The organism is Puerhibacterium puerhi (assembly GCF_009846865.1).
GTDB classification, from domain to species: Bacteria; Actinomycetota; Actinomycetes; order Actinomycetales; family Cellulomonadaceae; genus Puerhibacterium; species Puerhibacterium puerhi.
In genome coordinates this window covers 87,687-112,167 of the sequence record NZ_WUWN01000005.1, presented here as the reverse complement: position 1 = coordinate 112,167, position 24,481 = coordinate 87,687, and the positions used below count along the sequence as shown (strand labels likewise).

General features: G+C 76.5%; 21 protein-coding genes. 13 read left to right on the top strand and 8 right to left on the bottom strand.

Annotation, left to right across the window (positions count from 1 at the left end):
* Nucleotides 1-5 precede the first annotated feature (5 nt).
* Nucleotides 6-653, bottom strand: a complete 648-nt coding sequence (locus GSF02_RS04950; protein ID WP_159793307.1) for a class I SAM-dependent methyltransferase — start codon at nt 651-653, stop codon at nt 6-8.
* Between the two features lie 129 nt (nt 654-782).
* Between GSF02_RS04950 and hflX the strand changes: the two genes are divergently transcribed.
* The 3 genes from hflX to GSF02_RS04935 all read left to right on the top strand — a co-directional run bounded on the left by hflX (nt 783) and on the right by GSF02_RS04935 (nt 5,621).
* Nucleotides 783-2,327, top strand: a complete 1,545-nt coding sequence (gene hflX / locus GSF02_RS04945) for a GTPase HflX (RefSeq protein WP_159793305.1) — start codon at nt 783-785, stop codon at nt 2,325-2,327.
* A 169-nt stretch (nt 2,328-2,496) separates the two neighbouring features.
* The gene (locus GSF02_RS04940) at nt 2,497-4,575 is read left to right on the top strand and encodes an ATP-dependent DNA helicase (RefSeq protein WP_159793303.1); all 2,079 of its coding nucleotides are present in this window, start codon (nt 2,497-2,499) and stop codon (nt 4,573-4,575) included.
* A gap of 50 nt (nt 4,576-4,625) precedes the next feature.
* Nucleotides 4,626-5,621 (top strand): L-lactate dehydrogenase, encoded by a 996-nt coding sequence (locus GSF02_RS04935; protein WP_235915379.1) that lies wholly within the window; start codon nt 4,626-4,628, stop codon nt 5,619-5,621.
* 78 nt (nt 5,622-5,699) lie between these two features.
* Here the strand turns inward: GSF02_RS04935 and lexA are convergent, their stop codons facing one another.
* Complete coding sequence (lexA, locus tag GSF02_RS04930; protein WP_159793301.1) at nt 5,700-6,485, bottom strand: transcriptional repressor LexA; 786 nt, start codon at nt 6,483-6,485, stop codon at nt 5,700-5,702.
* A 292-nt stretch (nt 6,486-6,777) separates the two neighbouring features.
* On the opposite strand from lexA, the gene GSF02_RS04925 reads away from it, so the two are divergent.
* Together GSF02_RS04925 and nrdR are read left to right on the top strand one after the other, a co-directional pair.
* Nucleotides 6,778-7,164 carry a LysM peptidoglycan-binding domain-containing protein gene (locus GSF02_RS04925; RefSeq protein WP_159793299.1) on the top strand — a complete coding sequence of 129 codons (387 nt, stop codon included), beginning with the start codon at nt 6,778-6,780 and terminating at the stop codon, nt 7,162-7,164.
* Between the two features lie 34 nt (nt 7,165-7,198).
* Complete coding sequence (gene nrdR / locus GSF02_RS04920; protein WP_201308795.1) at nt 7,199-7,750, top strand: transcriptional regulator NrdR; 552 nt, start codon at nt 7,199-7,201, stop codon at nt 7,748-7,750.
* 143 nt (nt 7,751-7,893) lie between these two features.
* Here nrdR and serA read toward each other — a convergent pair whose 3' ends face one another.
* Together serA and GSF02_RS04910 are read right to left on the bottom strand one after the other, a co-directional pair.
* Nucleotides 7,894-9,135, bottom strand: a complete 1,242-nt coding sequence (gene serA, locus GSF02_RS04915; protein ID WP_159793297.1) for a phosphoglycerate dehydrogenase — start codon at nt 9,133-9,135, stop codon at nt 7,894-7,896.
* A gap of 43 nt (nt 9,136-9,178) precedes the next feature.
* Complete coding sequence (locus GSF02_RS04910; RefSeq protein WP_159793295.1) at nt 9,179-11,467, bottom strand: HelD family protein; 2,289 nt, start codon at nt 11,465-11,467, stop codon at nt 9,179-9,181.
* A gap of 229 nt (nt 11,468-11,696) precedes the next feature.
* On the opposite strand from GSF02_RS04910, the gene GSF02_RS04905 reads away from it, so the two are divergent.
* Both GSF02_RS04905 and GSF02_RS04900 read left to right on the top strand, forming a co-directional pair.
* Entirely contained in the window at nt 11,697-12,650 is a 954-nt protein-coding gene (locus tag GSF02_RS04905; RefSeq protein ID WP_159793293.1) for a proteasome assembly chaperone family protein, read from the top strand.
* 265 nt (nt 12,651-12,915) lie between these two features.
* On the top strand, nt 12,916-13,119 hold the full coding sequence (locus GSF02_RS04900) for a cold-shock protein (RefSeq protein WP_159793291.1): 204 nt from the start codon (nt 12,916-12,918) through the stop codon (nt 13,117-13,119).
* A gap of 177 nt (nt 13,120-13,296) precedes the next feature.
* Here GSF02_RS04900 and GSF02_RS04895 read toward each other — a convergent pair whose 3' ends face one another.
* Nucleotides 13,297-14,247, bottom strand: a complete 951-nt coding sequence (locus GSF02_RS04895; RefSeq protein WP_328798997.1) for a spermidine synthase — start codon at nt 14,245-14,247, stop codon at nt 13,297-13,299.
* 193 nt (nt 14,248-14,440) lie between these two features.
* Here GSF02_RS04895 and GSF02_RS04890 point away from each other — a divergent pair, with 193 nt between their 5' ends.
* Genes GSF02_RS04890 through GSF02_RS04880 form a run of 3 tightly spaced genes read left to right on the top strand, consistent with a single transcriptional unit; the run spans nt 14,441 to nt 16,650 of the window.
* Nucleotides 14,441-14,929 (top strand): SAV_6107 family HEPN domain-containing protein, encoded by a 489-nt coding sequence (locus tag GSF02_RS04890; RefSeq protein WP_159793287.1) that lies wholly within the window; start codon nt 14,441-14,443, stop codon nt 14,927-14,929.
* Nucleotides 14,926-16,197, top strand: a complete 1,272-nt coding sequence (locus GSF02_RS04885; RefSeq protein WP_159793285.1) for a DNA polymerase IV — start codon at nt 14,926-14,928, stop codon at nt 16,195-16,197. Before GSF02_RS04890 ends, GSF02_RS04885 begins: the two co-directional genes overlap by 4 nt.
* Before the next feature lie 27 nt (nt 16,198-16,224).
* Nucleotides 16,225-16,650, top strand: a complete 426-nt coding sequence (locus GSF02_RS04880) for a DUF3040 domain-containing protein (protein ID WP_159793283.1) — start codon at nt 16,225-16,227, stop codon at nt 16,648-16,650.
* Between the two features lie 407 nt (nt 16,651-17,057).
* Here GSF02_RS04880 and GSF02_RS04875 read toward each other — a convergent pair whose 3' ends face one another.
* The 3 genes from GSF02_RS04875 to GSF02_RS04865 are packed head-to-tail and all read right to left on the bottom strand — an operon-like array spanning nt 17,058 to nt 21,666.
* On the bottom strand, nt 17,058-19,325 hold the full coding sequence (locus GSF02_RS04875) for a DUF3488 and transglutaminase-like domain-containing protein (RefSeq protein ID WP_159793280.1): 2,268 nt from the start codon (nt 19,323-19,325) through the stop codon (nt 17,058-17,060).
* Nucleotides 19,322-20,626 (bottom strand): DUF58 domain-containing protein, encoded by a 1,305-nt coding sequence (locus GSF02_RS04870; RefSeq protein WP_159793278.1) that lies wholly within the window; start codon nt 20,624-20,626, stop codon nt 19,322-19,324. Before GSF02_RS04870 ends, GSF02_RS04875 begins: the two co-directional genes overlap by 4 nt.
* 2 nt (nt 20,627-20,628) lie before the next feature.
* Nucleotides 20,629-21,666, bottom strand: coding sequence for an AAA family ATPase (locus tag GSF02_RS04865; RefSeq protein WP_408003857.1), 1,038 nt, complete (start codon nt 21,664-21,666; stop codon nt 20,629-20,631).
* Nucleotides 21,667-22,197: 531 nt separating this feature from the next.
* Between GSF02_RS04865 and mraZ the strand changes: the two genes are divergently transcribed.
* From mraZ to GSF02_RS04850, 3 genes are all read left to right on the top strand, one after another.
* Complete coding sequence (mraZ, locus tag GSF02_RS04860) at nt 22,198-22,647, top strand: division/cell wall cluster transcriptional repressor MraZ (RefSeq protein ID WP_159793441.1); 450 nt, start codon at nt 22,198-22,200, stop codon at nt 22,645-22,647.
* A gap of 267 nt (nt 22,648-22,914) precedes the next feature.
* The gene (gene rsmH, locus GSF02_RS04855) at nt 22,915-23,997 is read left to right on the top strand and encodes a 16S rRNA (cytosine(1402)-N(4))-methyltransferase RsmH (protein ID WP_159793275.1); all 1,083 of its coding nucleotides are present in this window, start codon (nt 22,915-22,917) and stop codon (nt 23,995-23,997) included.
* Complete coding sequence (locus GSF02_RS04850; RefSeq protein ID WP_159793273.1) at nt 23,994-24,419, top strand: hypothetical protein; 426 nt, start codon at nt 23,994-23,996, stop codon at nt 24,417-24,419. Before rsmH ends, GSF02_RS04850 begins: the two co-directional genes overlap by 4 nt.
* Nucleotides 24,420-24,481 lie beyond the last annotated feature (62 nt).

Genomic DNA, 24,481 nt, shown 5'->3' with positions numbered 1-24,481 from the left:
GCGCCTCAGCGGGTGACGCGCAGGACCCGGTAGCCCTTGGCGCTCGCGGCCCGCGCGACGGTGACGCCGAGGGGCGCGCCGAGCTCGGCGTCCACCCAGCGGGCGAGCGAGTCGGCCCCCAGGTTGCGCTGCACCACGAGCCACGCGCCGCCCGCGGCGTCGTCGTCCGCCGCCGGCGCGAGCCGGGCCAGCCAGGTGCGCAGCATGCCGTGCAGCACCTCCTTGCCCACCCGGATCGGCGGGTTGGACCACACGGCGGCGAAGGTGACGTCCGCCGGGACCTCGTCGGGCAGGCACGCGCGCACGTTGCCCAGGCCGAGCCGCGCGGCGTTGCGCCGCACGAGGCCGAGCGCCCGCTCGTTGACGTCCACGGCCCAGACGGTGGCGTCCGGCGACTCCAGCGCCATCGTCAGCGCCAGCGGGCCCCAGCCGCAGCCGAGGTCCAGCAGGTCGCCCGTGGCGGGCGGCTGCGGTGCCTCTCGCAGCAGCACCTGGGTGCCCAGGTCGACCCGCCCGGGGGAGAACACGCCCGAGGCGACCTCCACCTCGACGTCGCGCCCGGCCAGCCGCACCGCCACCGTGCGCCGCTCCTCGGCCGAGGCCGGGCGGGCGGTGAAGTAGTGGTCGGGCTCGGGGGCGTCGGGCTGGTTCACGGGCGCGATCCTACGTGCGCCAGCGATTTTCGCGGGCCTCGGGCGGCCCGGCGTGGAATCCTGGGGAGGCACCGCGCGTTGTACCGATCGCGCCCACCGAAGCGGCGCACCCTATCGAGAGGCACATTCTTGACCTACACCCCGCAGGACCCCCAGGCTCCGACCACGGAGCAGCCCGACACCCGCGCCGCCACCGCCGATGCCCAGGCGATCGCGAACGACGTCGTGGCGCGGGTCCTCGCCCGGGCGGGGACCGCGCGCGCCGAGGGCGGCACGGTCCACACCGTGCACGACGGCGACCAGCTCGACCTCGAGGAGCGCACCGCCCTGCGGCGCGTCGGCGGCCTGTCGACCGAGCTGCAGGACGTCACCGAGGTCGAGTACCGCCAGCTGCGCCTGGAGCGCGTCGTCCTCGTCGGCGTCTACTCCGGCGGCGAGCGCGAGGCCGCCGAGGCCGAGGTCTCGCTCCGCGAGCTCGCGGCCCTCGCCGAGACGGCCGGCTCGCAGGTGCTCGACGGCGTGCTGCAGCGGCGTCAGAAGCCGGACCCCGGCACGTACCTGGGCTCCGGCAAGGCCGCCGAGCTGGCCGACGTCGTGGCCGCGGAGGGCGCGGACACCGTCGTGGCCGACGCCGAGCTGGCGCCCTCTCAGCGCCGCGCGCTCGAGGACATCGTCAAGGTCAAGGTCATCGACCGGACCGCGCTGATCCTCGACATCTTCGCCCAGCACGCCAAGTCCCGTGAGGGCAAGGCGCAGGTGGAGCTGGCGCAGCTCGAGTACCTCCTGCCGCGCCTGCGCGGCTGGGGCGAGTCGATGTCCCGCCAGGCCGGTGGCCAGGTGGGCGGCGCGGGCGCCGGCATGGGCTCGCGCGGCCCCGGTGAGACGAAGATCGAGCTGGACCGTCGTCGCATCCGCAACCGCATGGCGAAGCTTCGCCGCGAGATCGCAGCGATGAAGCCGGCGCGCGAGACCAAGCGGCTCGAGCGGCACCGCAACGCCGTCCCGTCGGTGGCGATCGCCGGGTACACCAACGCGGGCAAGTCGTCGCTGCTCAACGCGCTCACCGACGCCGGCGTGCTCGTGGAGAACGCCCTGTTCGCCACGCTCGACCCGACCGTCCGCCGGGCCCGCACCGACGACGGCCGCGTCTACACGCTCGCCGACACCGTCGGGTTCGTGCGGCACCTGCCGCACCAGCTGGTCGAGGCGTTCCGCTCCACGCTGGAGGAGGTCGGCGAGGCCGACCTGCTGCTGCACGTGGTCGACGCCGCGCACCCGGACCCCGAGGGGCAGATCGCTGCGGTGCGCGAGGTGCTCTCGGAGATCCCCGGCGTCCACGACGTGCCCGAGGTCGTCGTGCTCAACAAGGCCGACGTGGCCGACCCCGAGGTCGTCGGGCGCATCCAGCGCCGCGAGAAGCACACGGTGGTCGTCTCGGCGCACACCGGCGAGGGGATGGCCGAGCTCCGCGAGCTGATCGCCGACGCCCTGCCGCGGCCCGACGTCGAGATCGACCTCGTGGTCCCGTACTCGCGCGGTGACCTGGTGCACCGCGTGCACCAGGGCGGTGAGATCGACCACGAGGAGCACCTCGAGGCCGGCACGCTGCTGCGGGGCCGCGTGGACGAGGCGCTCGCGGCCGAGCTGCGGCGGGTGGCGGTCGCGGCCTCCTGACCTGGTCGCCGCCCGGTCGCCCGTCGCGGTGGCCGGTACGACCTGCGACGGCCCCCGCACCCGGTCCGCACCGGGTGCGGGGGCCGTCGTGCGTCCGTCGGGCGTCCGTCGGGACCGCGGCGTCCACAGGCGCGCCCGGCGGGTGGGACCGCCCCCGTAGGATCGACCGGTGAGCACGAGCGCGCGCGGGGCCGAGGTCGAGGACGCACCGGCAGGCGACGCACCGGTGCCGGACGTCGAGGAGCTGCTCGACCTGGCGGTCGGCCGGCTCGGCGGCGGGCGGCGCGACGGCCAGCACCGCATGGCCCTCGAGGTCGAGGCGTCGATCGGCTCCGGCAAGCACCTGCTGGTCCAGGCCGGCACGGGCACCGGCAAGTCGCTCGGCTACCTCGTCCCCGCGGTGCGGCACGCCGTCGTCGAGGGCGAGCGCGTCGTGGTCTCCACGGCCACCCTGGCGCTGCAGCGGCAGGTGATCACCCGCGACCTGCCGCTCGTCGCCGAGGCCGTCGCCCCGCGCCTGCCGCGGCCCCCGAAGGTGGCGCTCCTCAAGGGCTGGCACAACTACCTGTGCCTGCACAAGGTCGGCGGCGGCTACCCCGTCGAGGAGCAGGCGCTGTTCGACCTGCCCGGCGAGGCCGCGGGCGCCACCGACCACCCCGCGGCGTCGTCCGCCGCGCCCGGGCGCGGTGAGGGCCCCGCCACCCTGGCCGACCACGTGCGCCGGCTGCACGCCTGGGCGCAGGAGACCGACACCGGCGACCGGGACGACCTCGTGCCGGGCGTGCCCGACCGGGCCTGGCGGCAGGTGTCCGTCACCGCGCTGGAGTGCCTGGGCCAGCGCTGCCCGATGCTCGAGCAGTGCTTCCCCGAGCGGGCCCGTGCGGCGGCCCGCGACGCCGACGTCGTCGTGACGAACCACGCGATGCTCGGCATCGCCGTGTCCGGCAACCCCAACGTGCTGCCGGAGCACGACGTCGTCGTCGTGGACGAGGCGCACGAGCTCGCCGACCGCGTGACCGCGGCCGCGACCGTCGACCTGTCCCTGACGACCGTCGAGCACGCCGCGCGGCTGGCGCGCCGGCACGGCGGCACGGAGACGACCGGCCTGGACGCCGCCGCGCAGGCGCTCGGGTCGCTGCTGGCCACGGTGCCGGCGGAGCGGTTCCCGCAGGGCCTGCCCGACGACCTGCGCGCGGCGGTCGGGGCGGTGCGCGACGCGGCGCGCGAGCTGCTCAGCAGGCTCAAGCCCGAGGGCGGCGCGCAGAACCAGGCCCAGCCCGACCCGGGACTGAAGATGGCGCAGTCGGCCGTGCTGCAGCTGTTCGAGGTCGCCGAGCGGATGGCCGCCGAGGACACCAGCGCCGACGTGCTGTGGTGCTCGCGGCCCGACGACTCGGCGCCGTGGGGCGACGGGGTCTCGCGGCTGCACGCCGCCCCGCTCGGCGTCGCGGGCCTCATCCGCACCGGGCTGCTCGGCGAGGCCACCGGGGTGTTCACCTCGGCCACGCTCACCCTGGGCGGCCGGTTCGACGCGGTGGCCGGCTCGCTGGGCCTGGGGCGCGGGGCGGGCGACGACGGCGCCGTCGACTGGGCCGGCGTCGACGTCGGCAGCCCGTTCGACTACCCGCGCCAGGGCATCCTGTACGTCGCGCGCCACCTGCCCGCCCCGGGCCGTGAGCCGACGACCGACGCCCAGCTCGACGAGATCGCCGGGCTGATCGAGGCGGCGGGCGGCCGCACGCTCGGCCTGTTCTCCTCCCGGCGGGCCGCCGTGGCCGCGGCCGAGGCGATGCGCGAGCGGCTCGACGTGCCCGTGCTCGTCCAGGGCGACGACCAGCTCCCGAGCCTCGTGCGCCGGTTCGCCGAGAACCCGCGCACCTGCCTGTTCGGCACCCTGTCCCTGTGGCAGGGCGTCGACGTGCCCGGTCCGAGCTGCCAGCTGGTCCTCATCGACCGCATCCCGTTCCCGCGGCCCGACGACCCCGTGAGGTCCGCCCGGGCCCGGGCCGTGGAGCAGGCTGGCGGCAACGGCTTCATGCAGGTGTCCGCGACGCACGCGGCGCTGCTGCTGGCCCAGGGCGCGGGGCGCCTGGTGCGCAGCGCCGCGGACCGCGGCGTGGTGGCCGTGCTCGACCCACGCCTGGCCACCGCGCGGTACGGCACCTTCCTCGCGCGCTCGATGCCCGACTTCTGGCCGACCACCGACCCGGCCGTCGTCCGCGCTGCGCTGCGCAGGCTCGACACCTAGCCTGGGGGCGGCGCCGGGACCGCCGGCGCGGCGAGGAGGACGACGTGACCCTGCCCGACGACATCACGCCCGGGCTCCTGCCCGAGACCGTGCCCGGCCGCAGCGCCACCAAGCTCGCCGTCGTGGGCGCGGGCGCGGTGGGCTCCACGCTCGCGTACGCGGCGCTCATGCGCGGCACCGCGCGCTCCGTGGCCCTGCTGGACGTCAACCGGCAGAAGGTCGAGGCCGAGGTGCTCGACCTGCGGCACGGGGCGATGTTCATCCCGCCGGCCCAGATCGACGGCTCCGACGACGTCGAGGTGTGCCGGGGCGCGGACGTCGTGGTCGTCACCGCCGGCGCGCGGCAGAAGCCCGGGCAGACCCGCACCGACCTCGCGGAGGCCACGGTCGGGCTCGTCCGCGGCATCCTGCCGGGTCTGCTCGAGGTGGCCCCGGACGCCGTCTACATCATGGTCACCAACCCGGTCGACGTCGTCACCTACGCGGCTCAGCGGATCTCGGACCTGCCCGCGGGGCGGGTCTTCGGCTCGGGCACGGTGCTGGACTCCTCGCGCCTGCGTGCGGCCCTGGCGACGCACTGCGGGGTGGCGGTCGGCAACGTGCACGCGTACGTGGCGGGTGAGCACGGGGACTCGGAGATCGCGCTGTGGAGCTCGGCGACCATCGGCGGCGTGCCGCTGCTGGACTGGCAGCCCCTGCCGGGACGCGCACCGCTCGACGCCGAGACGCGCGAGCGGATCGCCCAGGACGTCGTGCAGTCGGCGTACCGGATCATCGCGGGCAAGGGAGCGACCAACTATGCCGTCGGGCTCGCCGCCACCCGCATCATCGAGGCGGTGCTCAAGGACGAGCAGCGCGTGCTGACCGTGTCGTCGCGGCTCGACGGGCACCACGGCATCGACGGCGTGTGCCTCTCCCTGCCGTCGGTGGTCGGGCGGGGCGGCGTGGCGCAGATCCTCGACGTCCCGCTGTCGGACGCCGAGGTCGCCGGGCTGCGGGCCAGCGCCGAGAGCATGCGGGCCGTGCAGCGACGGCTCGGCCTCTGACCTGCCGCCGCCCGGCGGCCGGCCCGCCGCTGACCTCGACGCCGGCTCGCGGCGGCGCGCCCAGCGGGGGCGTGCCCGTCAGAGGCTGCGCAGCACCGCCACGACGCGGCCGAGCACCTGGGCCTCGTCGCCGGGGATCGGGGCGTAGGCCGGGTTCTGCGGCAGCAGCCACAGGTGGCCGCGCTCGCGCTTGAAGGTCTTGACCGTCGCCTCGCCGTCGAGCATGGCTGCCACGACCTCGCCGTTCTCCGCCACCGGCTGGCGGCGCACCACCACCCAGTCGCCGTCGCAGATCGCGGCGTCGACCATCGAGTCGCCCTGGACCTTGAGCAGGAACAGCTCGCCGTCGCCCACGAGCTGGCGAGGCAGCGGGAACACGTCCTCGACGAGCTGCTCGGCGAGGATCGGGCCGCCGGCGGCGATCCGGCCCACGACGGGGACGTACGAGGGCGCGGAGACGAGCTCGTCGTCGGCGCCGGGCAGCTGCGCGACCAGCGGCGTGACCGTCGGCGCGGGGGCGGCGGGGCGAGCCTCGCCGCCGGCCTCGGCGGCGCCGTGCTCCTGGTCGGCGGGGTCGACGACCTCGATGGCGCGCGGCCGGTTCGGGTCGCGGCGCAGGTAGCCCTTGCGCTCGAGAGTCGTGAGCTGGTGCTTGACGGACGACGGGCTGGCCAGGCCGACCGCCTCGCCGATCTCGCGCATCGTCGGGGGGTAGCCGCGCGTCTCGACGGACGTGCGGATCGTCTCGAGGACGCGGCGCTGGCGCGGCGTGAGGCGGTCGGCGGCGCCCGCCGCGGGCAGCTCGCTCACCGTCGCGATGGCGGGGGCGGCGTCGCCGCCCGTGCCGGTCGTGCGACCCGTCATGACCTCTCCCGTCGTCGTGGCCGGCCCGCGTGGCCGCGCGCCCGCCCGCTGGTGCCGTACGGCCCTGGTGGCGCGCTCGTGCTGACCCGACCGTTCGTGCTGGTCGTACGCCCACTCTAGGCCAGCGCAGGCCTCGGATCAAACACGTGTTCGAGGCGAGTCTCGACAATGTCGGTGGGTCGTGCGATGCTACAGGCGTTCGAACGAACGGTTGTTCGAACGAACGGGCGTTCGACCAGGTCGCGCGCCCGCTCCGACCGTCAGCTCAGTCCTACGACTCCCGGAGGTCACCGTGGCCGCCACGATCGCCGCCCCTGCCGCCCGTCCCGTGCGCTCCCGGTCCGCCGCCGTGCGGGCGTCCGCCGCGCCCCGCGGCCTGCTCGGTCTCGGCGGCCTGCGCCTCACCGCCCGCGGGCGGGTCGTGGTGGCGCTCCTCGCGGCGCTGGCGTGCGCGCCGCTCGTCGGGTTCGGGGCGCAGGCCTTCGCGAGCAGCCCGGGCGTCCCGGTCGAGGTCCGCGTGCACACGGTCGCGCCGGGGGAGACCCTGTGGGGCTTCGCCCAGGAGATCGCCGGGCCGCGCGAGGACGTGCGCGACGTCGTGGCGCACCTGCGCGAGCTCAACGAGCTGGGCAGCGCGGCGCTGCAGGTCGGGCAGACGATCCTGGTGCCGGTCGACTGAGTCCTGGCGGGCGGCGCTCCGGTAGTCTGCCGGGATGCACTGCCCGTTCTGCCGCCACCCCGACTCGCGCGTGGTCGACTCGCGCACGGCCGACGACGGCGCCTCCATCCGTCGCCGTCGCCAGTGCCCGAACTGCGGGCGCCGCTTCACCACGATCGAGACCGCCAGCCTGTCGGTCGTCAAGCGGTCGGGCGCGACCGAGCCGTTCAGCCGCGACAAGATCGTCTCCGGGGTCCGCAAGGCCTGCCAGGGACGGCCGGTGAGCGAGGACGACCTCGCGCTGCTGGCCCAGAAGGTCGAGGAGACGCTGCGCCAGGCCGGCAGCGCCGAGATCGACGCCTACGAGATCGGGCTCGCGATCCTCGGGCCGCTGCGCGAGCTGGACGAGGTGGCGTACCTCCGGTTCGCCAGCGTCTACCAGGCGTTCGAGTCGCTCGAGGACTTCGAGAGCGCGATCACGTCGCTGCGGGCGGAGCGCGCCGAGCGCGAGCGCGCGCAGGCGGCCGACGGGGACGCGCCGGCCGCCGCCGACGGCGCGGCCGGCGACGCCGCCGAGGGGCTGCGCGAGGCCGAGGCGCGCGGCTGAAACCGGCGCGGGCCCGGCGAGGCGTCGCCCGGGTTCCCACGGACGCGGAAGAGCCCGGCCGGGTGCAGCCCGGCCGGGCTCTGTCGTGCGCGGTGACGCCGCTGTGCGGGGTGGCCGGCCGTCCGGGGCAGCCTCTCGCGGCCTCAGAGGCCGGCGGCCGGCCCGGGGACGTACTCCTCGCGCGGCAGCTCGTCGAGCACCCGCAGGCGGATCGTGCTCTCCATCGCCGCCAGCTTCACCGACGCGCCGCGCTCGGTGACGTCCGCGATGTCCGTGACCACGTAGCCGATCTCGCCGCGGGTGGCGAGCATCTGGCCCTCGATGTTGGCGCCGTGCTCCGCGAAGACCTGGTTGACCGCGGCCAGCACGCCCGGGACGTTGCGGTGCAGGTGCGCGATGCGACCCACGCCGGTGCGCCCCAGCTGCAGGTTCGGCAGGTTGACGCTGAGCATGGTCGAGCCGGTCTGCAGGTAGTCGCGCAGCTTGCCGGCGACGAACTCGCCGATCGCCTCCTGCGCCTCCTCGGTCGAGCCGCCGACGTGCGGCGTGAGGATGACGTTCGGCAGGCCCCGCAGCTCGGAGTCGAAGCTGTCGCCGCGCTTCTTGGGCTCGCTGGGGAACACGTCGACCGCGGCGCCGCCGAGGTGGCCGGACAGGATGTTCTCCCGCAGCGCCTCGACGTCGACGACGAAGCCGCGCGAGAGGTTGAGGAAGACCGCGCCCGGCTTCATGCGGGCGAACTCCTCGGCGCCGAACAGCCCGGCGTTCCCGGCGCGCCCGTCGACGTGGATCGTCACGGCGTCGGACCGCTCGAGCAGCTCCTCGAGCGTGGCGACGCGCTGGGCGTTGCCGAGCGCGAGCTTCTCGGAGACGTCGTAGAACAGCACGCGCATGCCGAGGTTCTCGGCCAGCACCGACAGCTGCGAGCCGATGTTGCCGTAGCCGATGATGCCGAGCGTGCGCCCGCGCACCTCGTGGGCGCCCTCCGCCGTCTTGTCCCAGACGCCGTCGTGCAGCGCCTTGTCGCGGACGGTGAGGCGGCGCGTCAGGGCGATGACCTCGGCGAGCGCGAGCTCCACCACCGACCGGGTGTTCGAGTAGGGGGCGTTGAAGACGCCGACGCCGTAGGACGACGCGGCCGCCAGGTCGATCTGGTTGGTGCCGATGGAGAACGTGCCGACGGCGAGCAGGCCCGGAGAGCTCTCCAGGACCTTGCGGGTCACCGTGGTCTTCGAGCGAATCCCGAGGACGTGGACGCCGTCGAGCGCCGCGATCAGCTCGGCCTCGTCGAGGGCCCCGGGTCGGGTCTCGACCTCGAAGCCCGAGGCGCGCAGGATCTCGGTGGCGACAGGGTGGACGTTCTCCAGCAGAAGGGCACGCAGCACGCCCTCATGGTGCGCCCTCGGCCCGCCGGGCGACAAACCCGTCTCAGCCCGCGAAGCCGTCGGGCAGGGGCCGGGCGTGCACCGCCACCAGGCGCTGGGTGGGTCGGGTCATGGCGACGTACAGGTCCGACCACCCACCGGCGCCCTCGGCGACCTCCGCTGGCTCGACCAGCACGACGGCGTCGAACTCCAGGCCCTTCGTCTCGCGCGGCGTCAGCACGGGCACCTGGGCGTCCTCGGGGCGCTGCGCGGCTAGCCGCGCGGCCTCCGCGTCGCCGAGCGCGCCCGGCAGGGCCCGAGCGACGGCGTCGCGCAGGCCGCCCGCGCGGCGGTCGGCGGCCACGACGGCGACGCGGCCGGCGCCGTCGGTGCCGACGAACTCGCGGGCGAGCGCAGCGACCTCGGCGATGACCGCGGACGCGATCGCCCCGGTCGCGGCGGCGGTGCCGGCGTCATCGGCGCTGCGCACCGGCACGGTGACCAGCGCGTCCGGCACCTCGCGCGCGGCGGTGAGCGGCGACACCGGCAGGCCCGCCGCCTTGGCGACGCGCTGGGCGGTGTCGGCCACCTCCGCGGGCGTGCGGTAGCTGACGGTGAGCTCCTCGAGGCGCCAGCCGTCGCGCAGCACGGGGGTCAGGGCTGCCGACCACGAGCGGGCGCCGGCGGCGGAGGAGGTCTGCGCGACGTCGCCGACGATCGTCAGCGACCGCGTCGGCACGCGGCGCACGAGCATGCGCCAGGCCATCAGCGACAGCTCCTGCGCCTCGTCGACCACGACGTGGCCGTAGGTCCAGGTGCGGTCGGCGGCGGCGCGCTCGGCGGTGGTGAGCACCGGGCCGCCGGACTCGAAGCGCGAGGCCAGGGTCTCGGCGTCGACGAGGCCGCCGCCCGCGCCGGTGGACTCGAGCACTGACCGGGCGTACTCGAGCTCCGCGGCGCGCTCGGCGGCGCGGGCGCGGGCCTCGGCCTTGGCCAGGCTGTCGTCCTCGCCCAGCAGCTCGGCGGCCTCGTCCAGCAGCGGCACGTCCGACTCGGTCCACGGCGCGCCGGGGTCGCGGCGCAGCAGGGCGCGCTCGTCCTCCGTGAGCTCCGGCGCCGCCTCGGCGAGCCGGTGCGGCTTGGCGAAGAGGTCGGCCACGAGCTTCTCGGGCGTGATGGGGAACCACGCGAGGTTGAGGGCGACCCGCACGTCGCGGTGGGCGCGCAGGTCCTCGAGCACCACCGCGCGGTCCTCGGGCGTGAGCTCGCCGCCCTCGAGGCGGGCGTACTGGTCGGCGAGCCGGGCCAGCATGTCCCGCACGAAGGTGGCACGGGCCTCGTTGTGCGGCTTGTGGGTGCGCCGGGCCCGCGCGATCGCCTCGCGCACGTCGCGCCGGCGGACCACGAGGTCGCGTCCGTCGAGGCGGAACCGGACGTCCCGCGCCGGGATGCGCTCGCGCGCCCGCACGGCGCGGCGGATCGCCTCCGCCCACAGCAGCCGGCCCTTGATCTCGGCCACGGGTCCCTCGTCGACGGCCGTCGCGCGGATCCCGGGCAGCAGCTCGGCCACGGTCGTCGAGACGACGCCGGTCTCGCCGAGCGAGGGCAGCACCTGGTCGATGTAGCGCAGGAACGAGCGCGACGGCCCCACCAGCAGCACGCCGGAGCGCTCCAGCACGCGGCGGTGGGCGTACAGCAGGTAGGCGGCGCGGTGCAGCGCGACCGCCGTCTTTCCCGTGCCGGGGCCGCCCTGGACGACCAGGGCCCCCGTGAGGTCGGAGCGGATGATGCGGTCCTGCTCGGCCTGGATGGTGGCGACGATGTCGCCCATGCGCCCGGTGCGGCGGGTGGCGAGCGCGGCCAGCAGGGCGCCCTCGCCGGACAGGGCCGCGGCGCCGTCGGGGTCGACGTGGTCGAGGTCGAGCAGCTCGTCCTCCAGGCCCACCACCCGCCGGCCGGCGGTGACCAGGTGCCGTCGGCGCCGGACGCCGGCGGGCGCGAGCGCGGTGGCCCGGTAGAACGCCTCGGCGGCCGGGGCCCGCCAGTCGGTGAGCAGCGAGCGCTGCTCGTCGTCGGCCAGCCCGATGCGCCCGACGTACCGCGCGGTGCCGTCCTCGAGGTCGAGGCGGCCGAACGCGAGCCGGTCCTCGACGGCGTCGAGCTGGGCGGCCCGGTCCTCGTAGAGCGTGGCGAACGCGTCGCGCTCCGACCGGTTCTGCGGCGACCCGGAGGGTCCCGCGCGTCGCACGTCGCCCAGGCGCCGCCGCGCCCTGCGCCGCAGCTCGTCCAGCCGGCCGTAGAGCGTGTCGACCACGTCCTGCTCGTGCGCCAGCTCGTCCTGCCTGCCCGCCACGTGACCTCCCCACGCTCGTGCGACCGTCGCGTCGGTCGGCCGACCATTATGTCGGACGCGACGGGTCGCGGTCAGCCGTCCCGTCCAGCGGGCACCGGGAAGGTTCTCCGGTCCCGCGAGGTTGTCACGACAGAGTCACCACGAGAGGCCACTCGGTGGGTCGCCGGACCGGCGGGGCGCGGGGTGGTCACCGAGCGGCGCAGGCTGCTCGTCGACGGAGGGAGTAGACGTGCTGGACCCGCAGAGCATCGTGCAGGTGGACGAGGCGGCCGTGGCGGCCCTCGAAGCCGGCACCGGAGCGTCGCCGGCGCACGCCGCGTCGGGGCGCCCCACGGGCCCGGTGATGCTGCACGCCCTGCGCGGGTTCGTCGACGCGGGGGCGACCGGCGAGATCGCCGCGGCCCACCTGGTGGACGAGCTGGAGACGACGCGGCTGGCGACCTTCGACGTCGACCAGCTGCTCGACTACCGCTCCAAGCGGGCGGTGATGACGTTCGACGCCGACCGCTGGACGGACTACGAGGAGCCGTTCCTGGCGCTGGACCACGTGCGCGACGCCGAGGGCACGGGGTTCCTGCTGCTGCACGGCGCCGAGCCCGACCTGCAGTGGGAGCGCGTCGTCGCGGCGGTCAAGGGCCTGGTCGAGCGGTTCGACGTGTCCCTGACCGTCGGCTTCCACGGCATCCCGATGGGCGTGCCGCACACGCGGCCGCTCACGCTCACCGCGCACGGCACCCGTGACGGCCTCACGGAGGACTACACGTCCTTCTTCGGCACGGTGAAGGTCCCGGGCTCGATGGCGGCCCTCCTCGAGTACCGCCTGGGCCAGGCGGGGCACGACGCCCTCGGCTACGTCGTCCACGTGCCGCACTACCTGGCGCAGTCGCGCTACACGCCGGCGGCCGTCGTCGCGCTGCAGCACGTGGAGCGCGCGACCGGCCTGGACCTGGCCACCGGGCGCCTGGCCGCCGCGGCCGCGGACGCGACCATCGAGGTCGAGAAGCAGCTGGAGGAGTCCCCGGAGGTCCGCGCCGTCGTGACGGCCCTGGAGGAGCAGTACGACCGCTTCTCCCGCTCGCTCGGCCGCCCCTCGCTCCTGGCCGAGGCGGCGCCGCTGCCGACGGCGGACGAGCTCGGCGCGGAGTTCGAGCGCTTCCTCGCCCAGCACGACGGCGAGGACTGAGGCGGCGGCCCGGGGCGCACAGCGCCCGGGCGGGCGGGGGCGGCGCGCAGCGCTGACCAGCGTCGGGGCCGCGCCGCGTGCCGTCGAACCTCGTCGTGACGACCTGGGGACGGACCATGGCGCTCGAACGTGGTCCGTGCCACACTGGCGCCGTTGCAGTGACGAACCTCGCAGTTTCGCGTGACCAGCACGGATCGGCGTCGGCGGCAGTGCAGCGACGAGCGGGGCCGCCCGGTCCGCTCGTGGACTGAGAAGAAGGATCAGCATGGCGCAGGGTTCTGTGAAGTGGTTCAACGCGGAGAAGGGCTACGGCTTCATCGCGCAGGACGACGGCGGTGCCGACGTCTTCGTGCACTACTCCGCGATCCAGACGCAGGGATACCGCAGCCTCGAGGAGGCGCAGCGGGTCGAGTTCGAGATCACGCAGGGGCCGAAGGGGCCGCAGGCGGAGCAGGTCGTCCCGCTCTGACGGGCCGCACGACGCCGGCGAGGGCCGCGACCACGGGGTCGCGGCCCTCGCTGCGTCTCCAGGGGGTGTGTCCGGGGGTTGCCGGGGAGGCCCCGGGCGTTCGCGGGTGCCGCCGGCTCGGGCCGGGTGGCCCGGGCGGGCGACCTGTGGGGGCCGGCGGCCCGGGGCCCGACGGCGTCAGCCCGCGGTCTGCGGCGCGCCCTCCCGGTCCCCGTCGGCAGGGTCGTCGGCCCGGCCGTGGACCGGATCGCCGGCCGGGGTGTCGCCCTCGGCCGGGTCCTCGTCCTCGAACGGGTCCTCGTCCTCGAACGGGGCGAACCCTCGGACGAAGCCGGCGAGCTCGTCGCCGGCGAGCACCTGGGCGGGCACGGGCAGGCTGCGCAGCGCGCGGGCCAGCGCCGGCAGCGTGAGGTCCGGCACGGGCAAGCCGTCGCCGGAGGGGCGCACGGCCGCGAGCACCACGTTGCCGTAGCGGCGGCCCTTGAAGATCGCCGGCTCGGTGACGGCGGCGAGGCGGCCGGCGGCCACGGTGTCGTGGTCCGGGCTGCCGGCGGGCCCGGCGAACGCGGCCGCGAGCGTCGCCAGCTCGCGACGGGCGGTGACCAGGGGCGGGCGGTCGACGCAGTTGGCGAGGTAGAGGCCGCCGGGCCGCAGCACCCGGGCGACCTCGCGGGCGAAGCCGGGGCCGACGAGGTGGGCGGGCGTGGTGTCGCCGGCGAAGACGTCGCGCACGACGACGTCGAAGGACGCGTCGGCCAGCGTGGTCACCGCGTGCCCTGCGTCGTCGGCGCGCAGCCGCAGCCGCGGGGAGCGCGGCAGGTCGAACCACCGGCGCACCAGCTCGAGCAGGCGGGCGTCGACGTCCACGCCGAGCTGGCGCGAGCCCGGCCGCTCGGCGTCCCAGCGGCGGGCGAGCGCGCAGCCCGCGGCGCCGAGGTGCAGCGCGCGCACGCCGCCCGCCGGGAGCAGCTCGCTGACGGCGTCCATCTGCTGCATGTACTCGAACGCGAGGAACCCGGGGTCGTCCAGGTCGAGGAACGAGCTGGGGACCCCGTTGACGAGCAGCGTCATGCGGGCGGCGTGGTCGGGGTCGGCCTCCACCTCGGCGGTGCCCGTGTCGATCGGCACGGGGCCGTGCGGCAGTGTCGGTGGCTCGGAGGACGATGGGCTGCGTCGCGAGGAGCGCGTGCTGCGGCGGGCCATGGGTCCAGTCTCACCGACGGGAGCCGTCCCGGCGGGCGTGCGCGCCACGGATTGACAGGCTTCGAACACGTGTTCGACACTGGAGGGGCGCGGGGAGCGCTCAGACGGGAGGTCTGCGATGACCCTGGAGCACACGGCACGCCGCACGGCGGCGGGCGGGTCGGAGACGGCCGCACGGACGGGGGCGGGGCCGCGGGCCGTGCCCGCCGAGGTGACCCGTCTGCTGAGCGTCGCCGACGCGGAGCTCGCCGAGGCGGCGGAGGCGTCGGACCCGGCCGACCGGTTCCTGCACGCGCACCTGGCCGCGCTGCGCAGCGCGGCGGCCGTCGTGGCGCTCCGGGGCCGCCCCGGTCCGCGCTCCGGGGCGAAGACCGTCTGGGAGATGCTCGCGCTGGTGGAGCCGCAGCTCGCGGCGTGGTCCGTCTACTTCGCCTCGGGGGCACGCCTGCGCGCCGCGGTCGACGCCGGCCACGGCGAGCAGGTGGCGCCGCAGCGGGCCGACGAGCTGGCGGCGTGCGCCGAGGACTTCCGCGACGAGGTCGCGATGGTGGTCGACCCCGACGCCGGGTTCTCGCGCCCGCTGCGCCTGACGTCGGCGGCCTCGTGAGCAGAGCCCCGCGGTCGGCGACCGCGAAGCGCGACTGGGGCGCCGACGAGAGCGGCACGTCGATCATGCACGTCGACATGGACGCCTTCTTCGCCTCGTGCGAGCTCGCGCGGCGGCCGGAGCTGCGCGGGCTGCCCGTCATCGTCGGCGGCCGGGAGCGCGGCGTGGTCCTCGCCGCGACCTACGAGGCGCGAGCCTTCGGCGTGCGGTCGGCGATGTCGATGGCCTCCGCGCTGCGGCTGTGCCCGCAGGCCGTGGTGGTGCCGCCGGACCACCGGCTCTACCAGGACGTGTCGCGCTCGATCATGGAGCTGCTCGGCCAGATCACCGCGCTGGTGGAGCAGGTGAGCGTGGACGAGGCCTTCCTCGACGTCAGCGGGGCGCGGCGGCGCCTGGGCCCGCCCACGGTCATCGGGGCGCGGCTGCGCGAGCTGGTGCACGCCCGGCACGGCGTCACGTGCTCCGTGGGGATCGCGCAGAACAAGTTCGTGGCGAAGCTCGCGTCCACCCACGCCAAGCCCGACGGGATGCTGCTGGTGCCCGCGGACGCGACGGTCGCGTTCCTGCGCACGCTGCCGGTCGGCGCGCTGTGGGGGGTGGGGGAGAAGACGGAGCAGGCCCTCGGCCGGTGGGGGATCACGTCCGTCGCGCAGCTCGCGGACACCGACGTCGCCACGCTGCAGGCGGCGGTGGGCAAGGTCGCCGGCGCGCACCTGCACGACCTCGCCTGGGGGCGCGACCCGCGTCCCGTCGTCCCGGGCCGCGACGAGCGCAGCATCGGCGCCGAGACGACCTTCGCGCAGGACCTGTGGGACCTGCGCGCGGTGGAGAAGCACGTCCTCGCGCTGGCGGACAAGGTGGCAGCACGGCTGCGCGGGCAGGGCCTCGTGGGGCGCACGGTGGCGGTCAAGGTCCGCACCAGCGACTTCCGCACGCTGACGCGCTCGCGCACCCTGAACGGTCCCACGGACGTCGGCAGGGAGATCTACCTCGTGTCCCGCGAGCTGCTGGCCGCCGCCGACCTGCGCGGCCTGCCGGTGCGCCTCGTCGGCGTGCGGATGGAGAACCTCTCGGCCCGCGCGGGCCTGGCCGAGCAGCCGACGCTCGAGGAGGCGGCCTCACCCCGTGGTGAGGCTCGTCGCGAGGCGGAGCTCGCGCTGGACGCGGTGCGTCAGCGCTTCGGCAGCAGCTCGATCAGCCTCGGCGCGCGAGCCGAACCCCGCCCGACTACCGAGCCTGACGCGGCGGGCCTATCCTGGACTCGGTAGTACTCCACCCACCGACCGGGGGTCTCGATGCCTCTTTCCGAGTACGAGCAGCGCGTGCTGGAACAGATGGAGCGCGCGCTGACCAGCGACGATCCCCGGCTCGCCACAACCTTCCAGCAGACGGGTCGTCGCCGTCCCGTCGTGCGCTACGTCGTTGCAGGCGTCGGCCTCGCGATCGGTCTGCTCGTGCTCGTCCTGGGTGCGGCGACCGGTCACACGGTCGTCGGCGTGATCGGCTTCGTCGTGATGTTCGCCGCAGTCGCCTGGGCCTTCGCCGCAGCGCCCCGCTCGAAGGGCCCGCAGGGGACGGTCCGCGCCGACGGCGGCGTCGACCGCCGTCCGCAGGGCAAGAAGGGCGGCGGCCGGGGTCCGCACCGCACCACCACGGCCAGCAAGGACGGGTTCATCGCCCGGCTCGAGGAACGCTGGGAGCGCCGGCGCAACCAGCGCTGAGCCTGCGCGACCGCACGCTCCACGTAGCCGTCCCCGCGTCCCGCCAGGGGCGCGGGGCGCTTGCGCTCTGCGCCGGCGTGGGCGCGGACGCGCCTTGCTCACCTACCGGGCGTCGGCCCTGACCCGGCTGATGTCCTGGCGCCGACCCTGCCGCTGGCCTGGCGCCGTGCGGGCCGTCGAGCGTCCCGGCGCGTCGCCTTCCGGCCCGCGGTGGGCGACATACCGGGACGGTGGCGGGCGGGCCCGCCGGGGGTGGGTGTCGAGCGTCCCGGCGCGTCGCCTTCCGGCCCCGCGGTCGGCGACGCGGTCGGCGACGCAGCGGGACGCTCGGGCTCGGCCGCCGAGCGGGGCGGCAGCCCGGGGCCCCCGCCCGACGCCCCCGGTCCCGGGCGTCGGGCGGTGAGCCCTCAGCCGGCCCCTGCCGCCGCGCGCTCGCGCGCCGGCCGCTCCGTCCCCGCGACTGCCGCGGTCACCGTGGCGACGAGGGCCTCGAGCTCCTCGGGGGCGAGGTCGGGCGCACGGCGCGCGTAGCGCGAGTCCTCCACCGCGCGCGCGAGCCGGTGCAGCGCGGCCTGCGCCTCGGAGCCGAGGGTGCGGCCGGTCCGGGACTCCAGCCCGGCGGCGACCGCCTCGGGCGCGGCGCGCGGCGTCGTCGCCGGCGGCAGCGTCACGCCCTGGCGCGCCAGCGCCACCAGCACCCGGTCCCAGGCGCGCTCCGGGTCGAGCCGCCGGTCGGCCCCCTCCCGTCGCCGCAGCCAGAGCCACACCGCCCCGGCGGCCGCCAGCAGCACCCCGACGGCGCCGGCCCAGGCGCCCCACGGGGTGCCCCGCTCGGCGGTGACCCCGGGGGAGGGCGCCGTGGACGGCGAGAGCGTCGGCAGCGGCGCGGCGGCCGAGGCGGCCGGACCGCGCGGGCGCTCCTGCTCCAGCGACGGCTGCTGGGGCGGCGTGCCCGTGGCCAGCGACGGGTCGGCGTACCGGGGGGCGGCGCCCGTCTGCACGGCGGGGGTGGGCTCGAACCGCACCCAGCCCGTGTCCTCGAACCACAGCTCGGGCCAGGCGTGCGAGTCCTGCCCGGTGACCTCCCACACGCCGTCGTCGTCGGTGCGCCCGGGCAGGAAGCCGACCGCCAGGCGCGCCGGGATGCCCAGCGCGCGGGCCATCACGACCATGGTCGTCGCGAACTGCACGCAGTAGCCCGTGCGCTGCTGCAGGAAGTCCCACACCGCGTCGCCCGTGCGGCCGCGCGGCACCTCCGTGTCGTAGGTGAACCGGGTGGTGTCGCGCAGGAAGGTCTGCAGCGCCACGGCCTGGTCGTAGCGCGTGGGCTCGGCGCCGGCGACCTCGGCGGCCGTGGCCGCCACGTCGGCCGCGTGCGCGGACTCCGGCACCGCGAGGAACGCGTCGTCGACGTCGTCGGCCGCGGGCGCCCCGCGCAGCCGCTCCGGCGTCAGCACCCGGGGTCGCACGCCGATCTCGTAGCGGTCGCCCTGCTGCGTCCGCGGGCCACCGACCAGCTCGTCGCGCGCGGGGTCGTAGCGCCACCCGTCGGCGGGGCTCACGACGTCCCGCGGCTCGATGGACACGGGCAGCTGGTCCTCGCGGAGCGTGCCGACGGTCACGTCGAGCTCCACCCGGTCACCGGTCAGGGGGGCGTCGGTCGGGGCGAGCACGTCGTCGGGTCCGAACGGGTCGCCCTCGCGCTGCGGGCCGCGGCCCCAGTCCCGGCCGTCGAACGCCGAGAGCGTCATGATCCGCAGCGGCCCGACGTCGTCGCCGGTGGAGCTCGTGTACCGCAGGACCACCTCGTCCGACCGGGCGGTGAGGCTGCGGTACATGTCGAGGTCCTCGGAGAGGCGCACGGTGCGCGCCGTGGTGGTGAAGGCGTCGGTCCACGACCCCGAGCCGCCGGGCAGCACGCCGGCACCCGTGCCGGCGAGCAGCGCCGCGACGGCGACGACGGCCGCGGTGGCGGTCGTGGACGCCGTGCGCCGGCGGCCGGCGCGGCGCACGGCCGAGGCCGCCGCCGAGGAGGTGCTGCGGCGTCCCGGCGCCGGCGCGCCGTCCAGGGCGAGCGTCAGCAGCAACGCTGCGACCGTGACGACGAACACGCCCCACGGCACCCGGCCCACCAGCACCAGGGGCGGGAACCAGAGCACCAGGACCGGGACCCCGCCCAGCAGCGGGTGGCGCAGCCCCGAGGCCAGCGCGTCGGCGACGAGCAGCACGACCACCGCGCCGCCGACGCAGAGCATCGCGATCGGCGCGCTGCCGACCACCGGAGCGACCTCGCCGCGCATGATCTCGCCGGCCTGGCCGAGCCGGTCCACCACCCTGCCGACGGCGTCGGGGCCGGGGACCCAGCGCGGCCCCTCGCCCGGGGCGCCGTACCGGGCCAGGAGGTACCAGGCGCCGACGAGCGCGGCGGCCAGCGTCGGCAGCACGGAGCCCACGCCGCCGTCGTCGGCAGCGCCGGACCGTCCGGCGCGGCGCGCGCCGATGGCCGCCCGGGTGCCGGCCGCCGCCGCCGCGACGAGCACGATCCCGACCAGGCCGGCGCCGACCCACGGCCCGGGCAGGACGACGGCGGTGAGGCCGAGCAGCGACGCGCCGGTCGCCAGGGTGACCAGGCCAGTGGCGGCCAGCAGGTGCGGGGTGCGGCGCGAGGCGGTCATCGGCGTGCCTCCGTCAGGTCGGCCCACGCCTGCTCGGCGGGCTCGCCCGGTCGCGCCGCGACGGCGCGCCAGCCGGCGGCGCGCAGCGCGGTGACGGTCTCGTCGCCGTCGGCGGCGTGCGCGGCCACGACGAGCGCGTGGCAGCCGCCCTCGCCCGCCAGGCCGGCGAGGTCCAGGGTGGTGGCGGGGGGCAGCGCGGGCAGCACGGCCAGCAGGGCCTCGCCGCCGGTGCGGATCGCGCGCAGCGCCCGGACGGTCGTCACGAGACCGCGGCGGGCCTCCTCGGCGTTCCCGGTGCCGGTCAGGTCCACCGTCGCGTCGAGCAGCGCCCCGCGGCCCGTGGCGGTGCCGGTGACGAACGGCACCGCGGCCGGCGGGGTCGTGGCCGTGCCGACGAGCCGCACCGGGTGGCCCGCGGCCAGGAACGCCAGCGCGACGGAGGCGGTGAGCTCGACCGCCCACTCGCCGTCGTGCTCGGTCAGCCCGGCGACCGAGCGCAGCGCGCCGGGGGCCGGCAGCAGCGCCCGGTCGAGCAGGACGCTCACCGGGCGCACGCCGGCCGCCTCGTCGCTGCGCACCATGAGCCGTCCGCGGCGGGCGGCGCTGGGCCAGTGCACCCGGCGCGGGTCGTCGCCCGCGACGTACTCGCGGACCACGGAGTCGTCGGGGGAGGAGAGCCGGCTGCCGGCGGCGGCGTGCTCGACGTCGCCCAGCAGCGCCGAGCGCAGCGGCAGCTCGGTCGTCCACGGCCACACGGCCACGGTGGTGGCCGCACCGAGCGGCTCGGTGGTGCGCACCAGGCCGAAGACGTCGGTGCGGGTGGTCAGCAGCGGGCCGAGCGTCCAGCGGCCGCGGCGGCGCGGGTGCAGGCCGTAGCGCACCTCGACGCGGTCGGCCCGCGCCGAGACGCGGGCACGGACGCCCTCGGGCCCCACCAGCTCGTGAGCGGCCTGCTCGGACAGGCGCAGCCGCGCCAGCCGCTCGTACGCGGCCGGGCTCGCCGACCGCGCGGCGACGACCAGGTGGGTGTCGCCGCGCTGCCCGCGCACCACCGGGTGCGGCTGCACCCGCCGGTCGACGGTCAGCGCGCCACGGCCCGACTCGAGGCCCCGCGCGGCGAGCGTGCCCACCGCGACCGCCACGGCGAGCAGCGCCGCGGCGCCGAGCGCCACGACGTCGGGCAGCGCGAGCAGCGCGCCCGCCACCGCCAGCAGCGCGCCCACGACCAGGAGGGTGGCCCCGCGGCGCGTCAGGCGTGCCCGGGCCAGGCGGCGCAGCGGCGCGACGGCGCGGCGCGGCATCGTCAGCCCCTGACGGCGGCCGGCACCGGCGTGCGCTGCACGATGTCGGCGACGACCTGCTCCGGGGTGGTGCCCGCGAGCCGCGACTCGGTGGACAGGATGAGCCGGTGCGCCACCACCGGGCCCACCACCCGCTGGACGTCGTCGGGCAGCACGTGGTCGCGCCCGTCCATCGCGGCGATCGCCTTGGCGACGCGCAGCAGCTGCAGCGACGCACGCGGCGAGGCGCCGAGGCGCAGCCCGGCGTGGTGGCGCGTGGCGCCGACGAGGTCGAGCACGTACTGCTTCACGGCGCCGGCGGCGTGCACGTGCCGCACCGCGTCCGCGAACCGCACGATCGCGGCGCCCGTGGTGACCGGCTGCAGGTGGTCCAGCGGCGTGGCCGCCTCCTGCCGGTCGAGCATGAGCATCTCGGCCTCGCGGTCGGGGTAGCCGACGGCCAGGCGGGCGGTGAACCGGTCGCGCTGCGCCTCGGGCAGCGGGTAGGTGCCCTCCATCTCGACCGGGTTCTGCGTCGCGACGACGAGGAACGGGCGCGGCAGCCGGTGCGTGGTGCCGTCGACGGTGGTCTGGCCCTCCTCCATGCACTCGAGGAGGGCCGACTGCGTCTTGGGGGAGGCGCGGTTGATCTCGTCGCCGATGACGATGTTGTTGAAGACCGGCCCCGGGCGGAACTCGAACTCGTGGGTGGCCGCGCGGAAGATGCTCACGCCGGTCAGGTCGCTCGGCAGCAGGTCGGGCGTGAACTGCACGCGGCCCACCCGGCAGTCGATGCTGCGCGCGAGCGCCTTGGCGAGCGTCGTCTTGCCCACGCCCGGCACGTCCTCGACGAGCAGGTGGCCCTCGGCGAGCAGGACCGCGACGGTGAGCTCGGCCAGGTGCGGGCGCCCGGTGACGACTGACTCCACCGCGGCCCGCACCCGGGACGTGGTCTCGACCAGCTCGTCGACGAGGCCCGGCAGGTCCCCGGCGGGCACGCCGCCCGAGCCGGGGCCGGCGGGCGCGGTGGTCGAGGTGTCCAGGACGGGTTCGGGCTGCACGGCGACCTCCGAGGACCACTGGCCCAGCTCGGCTTCTGCTGACTCGGTGCTTGCTGACTCGGTGCTGCTGACTGCTCGGGTGCGACTGCTCGGTGCTGCGTCAGGTGCTGCCGGCGGTCCGCGTCGTCGCGACCGTCGGTGTCGGCAGCCTACTGGCCCGGGGCCTCGCACGGGTCGCCGGCCGGGCGTGGTCGGGGTGGGTGATCTGGACGGCGCGCGCGGCCCGCCGGCGCACCTGCACCAGGCCCGGCAGCGCGCGCCCTCGCCGCCGGGCCGCCACCGCCCTCCACCCGGCCGACCGCGCCGCCGGGCCGCCACCGCCCTCCACCCCGCGTCCTCGCCGCCGTGCTGCCACTCGCCCTCCACCGCCCTCCACCCCGGCGCCGGGCCGATGACCTGCTCCGCCGCGGATCTTCACCCGCCCGGTGGAGCGCCACGCCGTGTTTTCCCAGGCCTGGTGGAGGGAAGTGGAGTACGGTGGAGCGAGCGGGAGCGCGAGGGGAGGTGCGAGCCGTGGCGGGAGCCGAGCCGATGCTGGGCACGGGTCTTCTGCTGGGCACGTACACCCCCAAGCTCGACGAGAAGGGCCGGCTGATCCTCCCCGCGAAGTTCCGGTCCCGGCTCGCCGACGGTCTCGTCATGACGCGAGGGCAGGAGAGGTGCCTGTTCCTGCTGCCGATGGACGAGTTCTCCCGCATGTACGAGCAGGTCCGGCAGGCTCCCGTGACCTCCCGTCAGGCGCGCGACTACCTGCGCGTGTTCCTGTCGGGCGCGAGCGACGAGGTGCCGGACAAGCAGGGCCGGGTCTCCATCCCGCCGGCCCTGCGCGCGTACGCCGGTCTCGACCGGGACGTCGCCGTGATCGGCGCCGGCACCCGCGTCGAGGTCTGGGACAAGACGGCCTGGGAGGGCTACCTCGCCGAGCAGGAGTCCGCGTACTCCGAGACGGCGGAGCAGATCTTCCCGGACCTGCAGTTCTGAGACGTCCGGCGGACCGACGGTCCGACGGCGTCTCGGGCGGCAGGTGCCGCACGGCGGTGCCACACAGCTGAACATCGCACGACCCCGAGGCCCCGCCCCGCGAGGCCTCCTCCCGCGAGAGGTCTGGCGTACTTCCCCGACGCCAGAAGGACGCGGAGGGAGACCTGGCCGGACGGGGCCTCGACGCAGCCGCACCGGCGGCCGCACCCGCAGGAAGCCCGAAGACCCGAAGCCCCGAAGACCCGCAGCACCGAGGAAGGAGCGCACGTGGCCGACGACGCCGCCGCCGCCGACCGGCACCTGCCCGTGCTGCTCCAGCGCTGCCTGGACCTCCTCGCGCCTGCGCTGGCGGAGCCCGGCAGCGTCCTCGTCGACTGCACCCTGGGCATGGGCGGCCACACCGAGGCGGTGCTCGAGCAGGTGCCCACCGCCCGGGTGATCGGCATCGACCGCGACCCGCAGGCCCTGCGCCTGGCCTCGGCGCGGCTGGCTCGCTTCGGCGAGCGGTTCACGCCCGTGCACGCCGTCTACGACGAGATCGGCGACGTCGTCGCCGACGCCGGGCTCGACGGCGTCCAGGGCGTGCTCATGGACCTCGGCGTCAGCTCGCTGCAGCTCGACGAGGCCGAGCGCGGGTTCGCCTACGCCCAGGACGCCCCGCTCGACATGCGGATGGACCAGACGACCGGCCTCACGGCGGCCGACGTGCTCAACACCTACGACGAGCGCGAGATCGCCCGCGTGCTGCGCGAGTACGGCGAGGAGCGGTTCGCCGCGCGCATCGCCCGGGCGATCGTGCGGCGCCGCGAGCAGCGGCCCTGGGAGCGCACGGGCGAGCTGGCCGAGCTCGTGCGCGCCTCCATCCCGGCGGCGACCCGCAAGACCGGCGGCAACCCGTCCAAGCGCACGTTCCAGGGCCTGCGGATCGAGGTCAACGGCGAGCTCGAGGTGCTCGAGCGCGCCGTGCCCGCCGCGATCGAGGCGCTCGCGGTGGGCGGCCGGATCGTCGTCGAGTCGTACCACTCGCTGGAGGACCGGATCGTCAAGCGCGCCATCCAGCGCGGCACGACGTCGTCGGCGCCGCCGGGGCTGCCCGTGGAGCCGGAGACCCACCGCCCGTACCTCGAGCCCCTGACGCGGGGCGCGGAGGAGGCCGACGCCGCGGAGCTGGAGCGCAACCCGCGCGCCGCCTCCGTCCGGCTTCGCGCGGCGGCGCGCCTGCGGCCGACGCCCGACCACCTGCGCCAGCCCGCGAGCCTCGGGCGGCGCGGCCGCGCCGCCCGCCCGAGCACCCGCACGAACCCGAGCACCCGCACGAACCCGAGCACGAACTCCGAGGAGCGTCGATGAGCGCACTGCGAGCCCCGGCAGCCGTCCCGTCCCGCCGCGTCGCCCCCGCGCCCCGCCGCGCGCCGCTGACCGCCCTGCCCGGCGGCCGGCAGCACCGGCGGCTCGAGGCCGTCCGCGCCCCGCTGCAGGCGCGGTCGAGCATGCCGTTCCTCGCCATCTGCGGGGCGCTGCTCGTCGTCGCCCTGCTCCTGGCGCTGATGCTCAACACCACCATGGCGCGCGGCTCGTACGAGCAGGCCGGGCTGCGCCGCGAGGTCGCCCGCGTCGCGCAGGACGTGCAGTCCAAGCAGGCCGAGCTGCGGGCCGCCGAGGCGTCGCTGCCCGACCGGGCGCGCGACCTCGGGATGGTGCCCGCCGAGGACCCGACGATCATCAGCGCGGCCACCGGCCAGGTGGTCGGCGGCGCGCCGGCGCAGCCGTGACCCGGCGCGAGGCTCCTGCGACACGCGCGGGCGCCTCGCGCTCCGGGCGGCCATCGGCAGCC

Coding starts and splice junctions, on each gene's coding strand:
- lexA (WP_159793301.1), bottom strand. CDS start 6,485: ATGACGGGTCGCACGACCGGCACGGGCGGCGACGCCGCCCCCGCCATC.
- nrdR (WP_201308795.1), top strand. CDS start 7,199: ATGCACTGCCCGTTCTGCCGCCACCCCGACTCGCGCGTGGTCGACTCG.
- GSF02_RS04900 (WP_159793291.1), top strand. CDS start 12,916: ATGGCGCAGGGTTCTGTGAAGTGGTTCAACGCGGAGAAGGGCTACGGC.
- GSF02_RS04890 (WP_159793287.1), top strand. CDS start 14,441: ATGACCCTGGAGCACACGGCACGCCGCACGGCGGCGGGCGGGTCGGAG.
- GSF02_RS04880 (WP_159793283.1), top strand. CDS start 16,225: ATGCCTCTTTCCGAGTACGAGCAGCGCGTGCTGGAACAGATGGAGCGC.
- GSF02_RS04875 (WP_159793280.1), bottom strand. CDS start 19,325: ATGACCGCCTCGCGCCGCACCCCGCACCTGCTGGCCGCCACTGGCCTG.
- GSF02_RS04870 (WP_159793278.1), bottom strand. CDS start 20,626: ATGCCGCGCCGCGCCGTCGCGCCGCTGCGCCGCCTGGCCCGGGCACGC.
- mraZ (WP_159793441.1), top strand. CDS start 22,198: ATGCTGGGCACGGGTCTTCTGCTGGGCACGTACACCCCCAAGCTCGAC.
- GSF02_RS04850 (WP_159793273.1), top strand. CDS start 23,994: ATGAGCGCACTGCGAGCCCCGGCAGCCGTCCCGTCCCGCCGCGTCGCC.